Genomic DNA, 9,323 nt, shown 5'->3' with positions numbered 1-9,323 from the left:
GCTCAAGAACTGGGCGCCGTGGCGTCCTGGCCGACCCGGTTGAGGCGCTCCTGCGTGTAGACGAAGAGGAGGTCGACGTACTGGCGGAACAGCTCCGGGTTCGCGCAGCACACCGTGGCCAGCGAGAAGGCCCCGCCTCTGGTGGTCGCGTATCGCCCCTGGTCGCCGCCCGGGTCACGGGCGAACAGGTCCCGGATGAACGCGACGACCAGGCGCCGGTCCTCGTCCGCGGCGAACAGGTCGTCGCCGTCCTCCTGAAGCCGCTTCAACAGCTTGCCGAGGTCGTGCCTATCCCTGGCTCCCGGCCCCACGAACGCCTTGAGCGACAGCTCGGCCAGCTGGCGGGCGAGGAAGAAGGCCGGCTGCGGGACCCTGGCGTCGATCAGCGCGATGGTGCCCTCGTAGAACTCGCCGATCGTCTCCTCGGACGGGTTCGCGCAGTGCGTGCGGGACAGGCACAGCGCGTCGGGCCACTCATGGTCCGAGTCCATGTCGCCGAACGGGCTCACATAGGTCATGCCGGGCATTGTGCACCGGCAGCTCGCCCGCGAGGGACCGGTTTTTCGCGCTCGTTCACCGCCGGCCCCGAGGAAGGCCGACGGCTAGTACTTGTCCGGCCGATCATGTCGGGGGGATGCTCGGCCCCTACGGCTCGGGGATGGTCAGCCGAAGGTGATCAACGCCGTCGAAGTCCTCTGCCTGGACTTCGACGGCTGAGGCATCGAAGCGAAGGGTGAAGCAGGGGTCTGCATCGATGAGCTGTTTCAGGTTCTCGCGGATGTCCTGGTCGAGAGGGGGCGAGAACAGTGCCTCCCACTCACCCGTGCCGGCGGTGGTCGTCACTCTGATCGGGATTCGAGCCAGGCAGGTGGATGGGTTGGCCCACCACTCCAGATGCGCCGTCTTCTCGTCGTGGTCCATTCCCCGAGCCTATAGGCCGGTACTCCCCATCTGGGCTGCTCGTTGTTCCGGGCATCGCTCAGATCACCCCGCCCCATGACGTGAGGAACGACCCGACCACACGTCGGTCACAAGATCACACGAACGCTGATCGCTACTCCGTGACGAAGGGTGTGTATCCGACCGGGACCTCGCTCACCTGAAGGTCAGAGAAGACCAAGGTCAGGTTGTGTGCGTTGGTCTCAATGCGTACCTCATGGAAGTCGATCCCGACGGCCTTCGACCAGCGGCGGGTCGCCTTCGAATCAGGGAGAAGCTTGGCTCCCGGGTACAGGTCATGCCACTTCACCCCCCAGACGTATCCATCAAGGTCGACACCGGTTTCCCGGTCGATGAGCCGGTCGTCCAAAGAGACCCGCCAGGTCTGCGCCGACACCGACGTCTCACAACGGGCCTCAACGCAGTACCGGAAGAGATACCGCAGGTGGGACGGCGCGATGCCGGTACGAGGAGCAGCCGTCGCGTAGACGATGACCTCGTAGTCGCGCATGTAGTTGGTGTATCCGTGATGCACAACAGCCTGATCGAAGGTCTCGTCCAGCATCTGTTCAAGTACGACGGTATCCATGCCCCCCTTCTACCTCACTCGACGAGACCTTCGACAACGAGATACACAGGCGTCAAACGCCATCGCCTCAATGATCGACCGGACAGGTCCTAGTCGTCGCCGCCGAAGCCACGGTCGAAGCCCTTGAGAACCGGGTCTAGTTCGGCCGCGGCCCCGCACAGGGAGCACAGCCGGGTGCCCGGGTGCTGCGCCACGTCCAAGGCCCGCTCCGCAGAAGCGGCTCCAGGCCGCGCTGGTGGAGGAGACCGAATCCGAGTGGCAACCGCAGGGCAGGGCCCAGGTACGCGAACAGGCGTCCACCACCAGCGACATGATGGTGGACGTCACGGCGTACTTCGGATTCGTCGGCAAGGGCAGCTCGGACGACGGCCGTGAACGCTCCATCACCACGGACATCTCACCCACCTACGCCAAGCAGATCCTGGAGCTCCAGGCAGCCGGAGCGACGGAGGAGGACCTGCATCCGCTCGTCGCCGAGGCCATCACCGAGTCCTATTTCACGGAATGGGGAACCCGAGCCAAGGGGCTGCGCGCGGATTTCACACACGTTGTGTCCATAGAATTCCGATTCTGACACGACCGAATTCCGGAGCTGCTATAAACCGTATGCGTGAGCCGAAGCACGACAGTTGTCACCAAGGCAGGCGTGTTGTCACGAGGGCCGTTGTTCCTATCATGGGGACATGAGTTCGAGTACGGGTGCTGAGACGCGACCAGAGCTGAGTGCGGCGTTGAGCGGGGACGAGTTGTTCCGCTGGTACTGGACGCTGGCCGAGCTGACTGTGCTTGCCCGCGAGCTCGGGGTGCCGCGGGGTGGTGGGAAGGCGGCACTGACGGATCGGCTACGAGCCGCATTGGACGACGTCGCCCCGCCGGCCGCGCCGCCCCGAACGCGCAGCGCCAGCCGCCAGCTCGCCGCGCCGGTGTACGCGTTCACCGTGATTCCTGAGGGCCAGCGGTGCAGTCAGGTACTGCGCGAGTACTTCCGCCGCGAGATCGGCGAGGGCTTCCGCTTCGACGCCTACATGCGGACATTCGTAGCCGAAGGTGCAGGGCGCACCCTGGCCGATGCCATCGCCCACTGGCACGCCACGCGCCAGGCCGCTGCCCAGCTTCAGGAGATCGGCTCGCAGTTCGAGCTCAACCGCTTCCTGCGTGACTGGTATGCCAAACATCCGGCTGGCAGCCGTGCCGAAGCGCTCGCCGCCTGGCGCGCTCAGCGCGACCGGCCTCGTCGCCCGGCCGCGGGGTGACTGGTCCACAGCTATGTCTGGGCGCCGAATGCCCGGGAACCGGATCCCCGCCGCGCGATTCCTTCCGAGAAGGCCAACTCGTCTAAGAATGACACCGGACCGCGTTACCAGGCCATCTGGCAGCCCTGCAGGTCAGAACCGCACCACCTGGCAACTGGAATGCGACAGGACATGAGTGTTTGAGCTGGAGGGGTAGCGTCATGGTTGGCGAGATGCGGATCTCGTGTGCGCGTAGGTAAGGAGCGCGAGTGAGTGCTTCACCTCGGGGAGAGACGCCGACGCGTGACCGCGAGGGTTCCTGTGGCGAAGGCCAGTAGCAGGAGCGCGAGACCTGTGAAGATCACGGGATTCACCCAGCCCGGGGCCAGCTCGGTTCCCACACCGTCTGACGTGACGCACTGAGCACTGACCGGCAACGTCCATCGCGTCACCACATGATCGCCCGAAACGCCCATCGACGCGCACATCTGATCCGGGTCCAGGATGTAGAACCCCGACATCACACCCCACGAGTACGCGCCGTACGCCGCCGCGCCAGCCAAGACCGCTACCAGAGCGCAGGTGGTGACGCTGGGCAGGTGTCCGACCAGGACCGGCTGCTGCTTACAGACCCGTCGGACGAGCGCGACGGCGGCGCCCAGGCCCATGCAGGGCGCCAGGAACGGCCCGAAGACCAGGGCGAAAAACAGAAGATCATCCATGCCTGCCCAGACATCGCCCGGACAGGACCGGTTCCACCGTCCGCCTGAACCGAACTGCCTGAGCGCTCTGCGTGGCGACCGTCTCCAATTGGAATGCTTAAGCCACACGAGGCTGACTATCCGGGCCGGCGGCCAGCAGAGCGTCGAAGCTGATGACAGCCACCGTGCTTCACGCGCCGTCGGAGACAGGTAGCGCGCCGACCTTGTGACAGCCACTATGCTTCACGTGATCAAAACCGCAGGTCAGTGGAGGCTGTTGGTGACAGCTATCGTACTTGGGCACAATTCGGCGGGCCGCCGATAACGTTCTGGCGGCAGCCCGCTCCCTGTCCGGACCACGATTGCGGGGCCGACGATGACCACGCCCTGGCCGACCCGGCGCACCGCAGGCCGCCCGCTCCCCCCGCGCGTCGCCGCGCCCCGCGAGCCGGTCGACCCGGCCCGCACCGGCCGCCGCGTCGTACGGCGCGAAGCGAGGTCATGGACGCGGGCACCGTCACGGCGGCCCTCGAGGAGGCGCGGTTCGACGCGCGGCAGGCGTCCCGGTACGAGGACCTGGCCGACGACCTTCGTGGCCCGGCGGAGCTCGCGGAGTGGGAGCGCATCGCCGCGCTGCTCGCCGCGGCGCCGGCGGGCACGGTGTACGACCCGGACGTCGACGATGTCGTCCAGGCCGAGCTCGCCGCCGACGCCGCGGCCGCCGACGCGGTCCGCGCGTACGCGGCCCGCACCCGCGAGAACGCCGACCAGTTCGCCGCCGTCCTGGAGGACATCGCCGCCAACGGCCTGCCGTCGGTGGAGGACTGCACGCCATGGCTCGAAGGCGTCGGCCGCGGCCTGGACGCGGTCGCGACCAGGGCCGGGGCGCGGGCGGCGGCGACTGCCAGGAGGTCGCCGAGGGCTGCGACGGCGCCCGCGCCTTCGTCCTGCCCGGCGCGGCCAAGGAGTACGGACGTTCCCCGGATGCGGTGTTCGGCCAGCGCCCAATCCGCCGGGGTGACGAGCGGGGTGAAGCGTTCGCGGACGCGGGGCAGGGACAGGTCGTAGGCGAGCGTGGAACCGGTGAACCAGACCGGGTGCCGCCGTCGGCACGGTCCCGCGGCAGCGCGACCGCGTACCCGACGAGCGCGCCGTCGTCGCCCAGACGTTCATGCACGCGCAGCCCGGCATCGCGGAGCCGGTCGAGGAAGTGGGCGTCGCCGCGGGCAAGCGCGGCGGCCTGGCGGCACGCGGGCTGGACCAGCTCCCGCAGCACGTCCCCGCATCCCGGGAGACCGACACCAGCACGTGCTGCGCGACCGCCATCACCGGACGTCCCGCCCACGACGCGGGCGACATCCCTTCCCGTCCCCGCGGCCAGCCGTACGACCTCCAGCTCCGCGTCGTTGAACGGCAGGTTCGCCCGCCGCGGGCGTGGCGCGGACGCGGTCGGTCGAAGTACGCGTCAGCTGACCCGGAGACCGACTGCCAGCGTCAGTTCAAGGATCCGGTGTGGCGATGCGAGATCCGGAAACAGCTCCCGCAGCTGCGACATTCGGTACCGGACCGTCTGGGGATGGACGAACAACGCCGCCGCCGCCTCGTCCCGCCTGCCCTGGTGCAGCAGCCACGCCCGCAACGTCTCCTCCAGCCGCCGTGCCGTCGCGACAGGCAAGGTCCGCAACGGTGCGAGGGCTCGGGCACGCAGGTCTGCGAACGCGTCCACGTCGGCGCTCAGCACCAGCTCGGGCAGGTGGTCCTCGGTGTCGCGAATATCGGAGGAGAGGGAGCGCGCGCGTACGGCTCGTGCGTACGAGGCGGACGCACGAGTCCATGGCCGGGCCGGGCCGACCACCGCGGTGCGGTCGGTCAGCTGCCGCAAGAGATGTGATCGGTCGGCATCGGGGACGAGCAGCACACCGGTGGCGTCCGGCAGATCGTCGAGGACGAGGGTGCTCGGGTCGAGCGCGCGGTAGGCAGGCCGGGCCTGGGCGGCGGGCAGCAGGACCGCGGTCAGCGAGACCGGAGGCTGCCACCCGGCCCGTTGAACAGAGGCCAGCAGCACGTCCGGGCTCGCGCCGGCGAGGAGGTCGCGGGCCAGGTGTTCCAGGTGGCGCTCGTGGGCCCTGCCCCGGGCGGCCAGTTCGTCGGCGTGGCCCGCGGCGCTCGCGGCTGAGAGCTCGTCGATGTAGGCGAAGGTCAGCTCGGCGAACTTGGCGACCTCGGCGGCGGGCAGACCTACGGGTACGGCACCCGCTGCCAGGCATCGCCAGGCCACGCGGGCGCCGACCCGGTAGGCGCTGAGCAGGGCGTCCATCGAACGGCCGTCGCGCACCTCGCCGCGGCCCAGCTCGTAGGCTGCGTCGCCGGCGTCGCCGCCTGTGGCGTTCCCGCTCGCGAGGTCCAGGTAGTGCCCCAGGGCGGTACGGACGGCTCGGCGGATGGTGGCGCCCATGTGGCCCGAAAGGGCGTTGGCGTAGGGAGGGACCTCGTCGATGATCGCCTGGACGACCTCGTCGGCGGTGGTCTTCAGCGCGGCCCGAAGTGCGGTGACCGTCGTCTCATTGAGGGCCAGTTCGCTGGCCCTCCGGATTGCATGGCTCACGGTTTTGTTCCCTGCGAACAATTCAGCCGATCAGATTTACGTCCTGCGGTCAGGACTTTACGCCGTGACGCGCAGCAAGCTGGAGTCATGACGAGTGCAGCCCTCCGCAGCAGGGCGTGGAAATTGCTGGAGATGGTCACGACGCCGCTGCTGCCGTCGGACTACCTCGACCTGGTCAGCCCGCTGCGTGCGGGCGCGGACCTGCGTGGGCGCATCGAGGCCGTGCACCCCGAGACGGGTGACGCCGCGACTGTCGTGATCAGGCCGGGACGGGGTTGGCGCGGCCACACAGCCGGTCAGTACGTGCGGATCGGGGTCGACGTCGACGGGGTGCGCCTGTGGCGTGCCTACTCGATCACCTCGCCGACAAACCGCCAGGACGGCCGCGTCACGATCACCGTGAAGGCGATCCCGGACGGCAAGGTCAGCAACCATCTGGTCCGCAGGGCGAAACCGGGCACGCTGGTCCAGCTCGACCAGCCGACCGGTGACTTCGTGCTGCCGCAGGCCAAGCCTGCCAAGGTGCTCTACCTGACGGCCGGCAGCGGCATCACGCCCGTGATGGGCATGCTGCGCGACATCGAGTTCGACGACGTCGTCATGGTCCACTGCGCGCCACAGCCGCAAGACGTGATCTTCCGCAACGAACTGCACGACCTGGTCGCGAACAAGAAGCTGCGGCTCACCGAGGTGCACACCGACACGGACGGCATGCTCGACATCGCCCGTCTCGACGAACTCGTGCCCGACTGGGCCGAGCGCGAGACCTGGGCTTGCGGGCCCGCGGGCCTGCTCGACGCCGCCGAAGAGCACTGGACCGAGCACGGCGTACAAGAGCGCCTGCATACCGAACGCTTCCGCCCCAGCATCGTCGTCGCCGGCGAGGGCGGCGAGGTCACGTTCAGCGCCACCGGCAAGACCGTCGATGCGGACGGTGCCACGCCGTTGCTGGACATCGGCGAGGAGGCCGGCGTGCTCATGCCCTCCGGGTGCCGCATGGGCATCTGCTTCGGCTGCATCACGCCGCTCACGGCGGGCGCCGTCCGCGACCTGCGCACCGGCGAGATCACCGAGGCCGAGCCGGGCGTCCTCATCCAGACCTGCGTGTCCGCCGCGGCGGGCCCCTGCGACATCGAACGGTAGGAGCACCGTGACCGCCATCGACCCCACCGCCCACCTGACCGCGGAGCAGATCGAGGAGCTTGGCCGCGAGCTGGACGCGATCCGCGACGAGGTGATCGCCGACCGCGGCGAGAAGGACGCCGCCTACATCCGTAAGGTCATCTCGGCGCAGCGCAAGCTCGAGCTGGTCAGCAGGGGCGTGCTGCTGTTCTCGTTCTTCCCGCCCGCGTGGCTGCTCGGCACCGCCGGTCTGTCCGTGGCGAAGATCATGGACAACATGGAGATCGGCCACAACGTCCTGCACGGCCAGTGGGACTGGCTGCGGGACCCGAAGATTCACTCCACCACCTGGGAGTGGGATCACGTCTCGCCGTCCGAGCAGTGGAAGCACTCGCACAACGAGCTGCACCACACGTACACCAACGTGATCGGCAAGGACAACGACCTCGGCTACGGCATCATGCGCGTCGACGAGGACCAGAAGTGGCACCCGTTCCACCTCGGCCAGCCGCTGTGGAACTTCATCAACGCCTGCTTCTTCGAGTACGGCATCGCAGCGTACGACCTGGAGCTCGGCAAGAACCTGCACAAGCGCCGCCGCAGGAACCCGGAGTTCCGCGCGCGGGCCAAGGCCGTGGGCCGCAAGATCCGCAAGCAGGTGCTCAAGGACTACGTGATCCACCCGCTGCTGTCGGGCCCGTCGTTCCTCACCACGCTCGCCGCCACGTTCACCGCGAACCTGGTCCGCAACATCTGGTCCCACTCGGTGATCATGTGCGGGCACTTCCCCGAGGGCGTACAGGTCTTCGAGCGCCGGTCGATCAAGGGCGAGACGCGCGGCCAGTGGTACCTGCGCCAGATGATGGGCTCGGCGAACATCAGCGGCAGCAGGGCCATGCACTTCATGACCGGCAACCTGTCGCACCAGATCGAGCACCACCTGTTCCCGGACCTTCCGAGCAACCGGTACGCCGAGGTCGCGGTGAAGGTGCGCGCGCTGTTCGAGAAGTACGAGCTGGAGTACGTCACCGGGCCGCTGCCCAAGCAGGTGTTCTCCGCGTGGCGCAAGGTCTTCCGGCTCTCGCTGCCGAACAAGAAGCCCAAGGTCAAAACGCCGGACCGCGAGCAGGAGCTCGTCGCGGCCTGATTCCCGGACGGCCCTTCGGGGAAGCCCGTTTCCCGCACCTGCACGCACCTGCCCCCGCGTCGCGGGGCTACTGACCTTGAAGTCGTCTTGTCGTAGGGGCTGACGGTTGCTGATTGTCGCGGTATGCCGGCGGTATGTGGACGACACACGGGAGGGGGTAGCGCCGAGGTAAGCCCAAAAGCCGCCAGTACTTGATCTTGGCGGGTGCGGTGCTTGGTCCGCTCAACGCAGGCTGGCAGCCGGGAGCGAGTTGGCGTGGATTGCTCTTGACCTCAAGCCATGTCGAGGTTCCAGACTTCCGCCCAGGGAGCTACTCGTCCCGACCGATGCGCCGGCAGCAAGGAGAACAGCATGCACACTGACCGCGGTTTCTACTCGATCATCGACTACACCGTCGACGGCCGTGAGACTCAGGCCGAGCTGGTGAAGGTCTTCGCCGAGATCCAGGATCAGTGGGTGAGCTTCTACCCTGGCTATTGCTCGGCCCGATTCCATGTGAGCACGGACGGCACCCGCGTCTACAACATCGTGCACTGGGCGAGCGAGGCTGACTACCGCAATTTCGTCGAGAGCTCCGACACCGAGGGCCGGATGGCGGCCATTGAGAAAGCGCTGGAAGGGCTCGTCGGCAAGGCCGAACCCCGCATGACCGGAGTCCCCACCTACACGGTCGTGCGTGCAGTGGGACCGCGGACGCGTGACTAGTTCCGGTCGCAGCTCCGGATTGCGTCGCCTCCGGGCATATGGCGTGATCAGCCGTTGAACCGTGCATGACGGATCTGGTTGAGCGGCTGGTGCCGGACCAGGCCGTGTCTCTTAACTGCGGGCACACGCGAGGGGCTTCGGCCGGGCCTCGTAGAATCGTGGTGTGGCATTCATGAGCACTCCGCACTGCTGCTTCCACTGATCGGGAGGCTGTGAGGGCGATGCCGGACGGCATCGCCCTCCTCGGTATGCCTGCCGCGTGACCCGCGTTTCGGCGCTGCCC

The 9,323-nt window shown here is 67.9% G+C and carries 11 protein-coding genes; 6 read left to right on the top strand and 5 right to left on the bottom strand.

The window, feature by feature from the left end; genetic code table 11:
* Nucleotides 1–2 precede the first annotated feature (2 nt).
* From ACFWU6_RS29980 to ACFWU6_RS29970, 3 genes are all read right to left on the bottom strand, one after another.
* Nucleotides 3–518, bottom strand: a complete 516-nt coding sequence (locus ACFWU6_RS29980) for a hypothetical protein (RefSeq protein WP_383984151.1) — start codon at nucleotides 516–518, stop codon at nucleotides 3–5.
* Between the two features lie 127 nt (nucleotides 519–645).
* Nucleotides 646–921, bottom strand: coding sequence for a hypothetical protein (locus ACFWU6_RS29975; RefSeq protein ID WP_383984148.1), 276 nt, complete (start codon nucleotides 919–921; stop codon nucleotides 646–648).
* Between the two features lie 133 nt (nucleotides 922–1,054).
* Nucleotides 1,055–1,528: a hypothetical protein gene (locus ACFWU6_RS29970; protein WP_383984145.1), complete on the bottom strand. Its 474-nt coding sequence runs from the start codon at nucleotides 1,526–1,528 to the stop codon at nucleotides 1,055–1,057.
* 235 nt (nucleotides 1,529–1,763) lie between these two features.
* Between ACFWU6_RS29970 and tpg the strand changes: the two genes are divergently transcribed.
* Together tpg and ACFWU6_RS29960 are read left to right on the top strand one after the other, a co-directional pair.
* The gene (gene tpg, locus ACFWU6_RS29965) at nucleotides 1,764–2,102 is read left to right on the top strand and encodes a telomere-protecting terminal protein Tpg (protein ID WP_383984142.1); all 339 of its coding nucleotides are present in this window, start codon (nucleotides 1,764–1,766) and stop codon (nucleotides 2,100–2,102) included.
* Between the two features lie 109 nt (nucleotides 2,103–2,211).
* On the top strand, nucleotides 2,212–2,781 hold the full coding sequence (locus ACFWU6_RS29960; protein WP_383984139.1) for a DUF6434 domain-containing protein: 570 nt from the start codon (nucleotides 2,212–2,214) through the stop codon (nucleotides 2,779–2,781).
* Nucleotides 2,782–3,038: 257 nt separating this feature from the next.
* Here ACFWU6_RS29960 and ACFWU6_RS29955 read toward each other — a convergent pair whose 3' ends face one another.
* Nucleotides 3,039–3,482 (bottom strand): hypothetical protein, encoded by a 444-nt coding sequence (locus ACFWU6_RS29955; RefSeq protein ID WP_383804688.1) that lies wholly within the window; start codon nucleotides 3,480–3,482, stop codon nucleotides 3,039–3,041.
* A 480-nt stretch (nucleotides 3,483–3,962) separates the two neighbouring features.
* Here ACFWU6_RS29955 and ACFWU6_RS29950 point away from each other — a divergent pair, with 480 nt between their 5' ends.
* Nucleotides 3,963–4,529: a hypothetical protein gene (locus tag ACFWU6_RS29950; protein WP_383984136.1), complete on the top strand. Its 567-nt coding sequence runs from the start codon at nucleotides 3,963–3,965 to the stop codon at nucleotides 4,527–4,529.
* A 397-nt stretch (nucleotides 4,530–4,926) separates the two neighbouring features.
* On the opposite strand, the gene ACFWU6_RS29945 is transcribed toward ACFWU6_RS29950, so the two are convergent.
* Complete coding sequence (locus tag ACFWU6_RS29945; protein ID WP_383804684.1) at nucleotides 4,927–6,066, bottom strand: PucR family transcriptional regulator; 1,140 nt, start codon at nucleotides 6,064–6,066, stop codon at nucleotides 4,927–4,929.
* An 87-nt stretch (nucleotides 6,067–6,153) separates the two neighbouring features.
* On the opposite strand from ACFWU6_RS29945, the gene ACFWU6_RS29940 reads away from it, so the two are divergent.
* The 3 genes from ACFWU6_RS29940 to ACFWU6_RS29930 all read left to right on the top strand — a co-directional run bounded on the left by ACFWU6_RS29940 (nucleotide 6,154) and on the right by ACFWU6_RS29930 (nucleotide 9,040).
* Nucleotides 6,154–7,209 (top strand): ferredoxin reductase, encoded by a 1,056-nt coding sequence (locus tag ACFWU6_RS29940; RefSeq protein WP_383984133.1) that lies wholly within the window; start codon nucleotides 6,154–6,156, stop codon nucleotides 7,207–7,209.
* A 7-nt stretch (nucleotides 7,210–7,216) separates the two neighbouring features.
* Nucleotides 7,217–8,335 (top strand): fatty acid desaturase family protein, encoded by a 1,119-nt coding sequence (locus ACFWU6_RS29935; RefSeq protein ID WP_383984130.1) that lies wholly within the window; start codon nucleotides 7,217–7,219, stop codon nucleotides 8,333–8,335.
* A gap of 351 nt (nucleotides 8,336–8,686) precedes the next feature.
* Nucleotides 8,687–9,040, top strand: a complete 354-nt coding sequence (locus ACFWU6_RS29930; RefSeq protein WP_383984127.1) for an antibiotic biosynthesis monooxygenase family protein — start codon at nucleotides 8,687–8,689, stop codon at nucleotides 9,038–9,040.
* The last annotated feature ends 283 nt before the right edge of the window (nucleotides 9,041–9,323 follow it).

Origin of the sequence: Streptomyces sp. NPDC058674 (assembly GCF_042716505.1) — a bacterium.
Lineage (GTDB): Bacteria > Actinomycetota > Actinomycetes > Streptomycetales > Streptomycetaceae > Streptomyces.
Note: the sequence above shows the minus strand (reverse complement) of the source record. Positions and strands in the feature narration are given on the sequence as shown.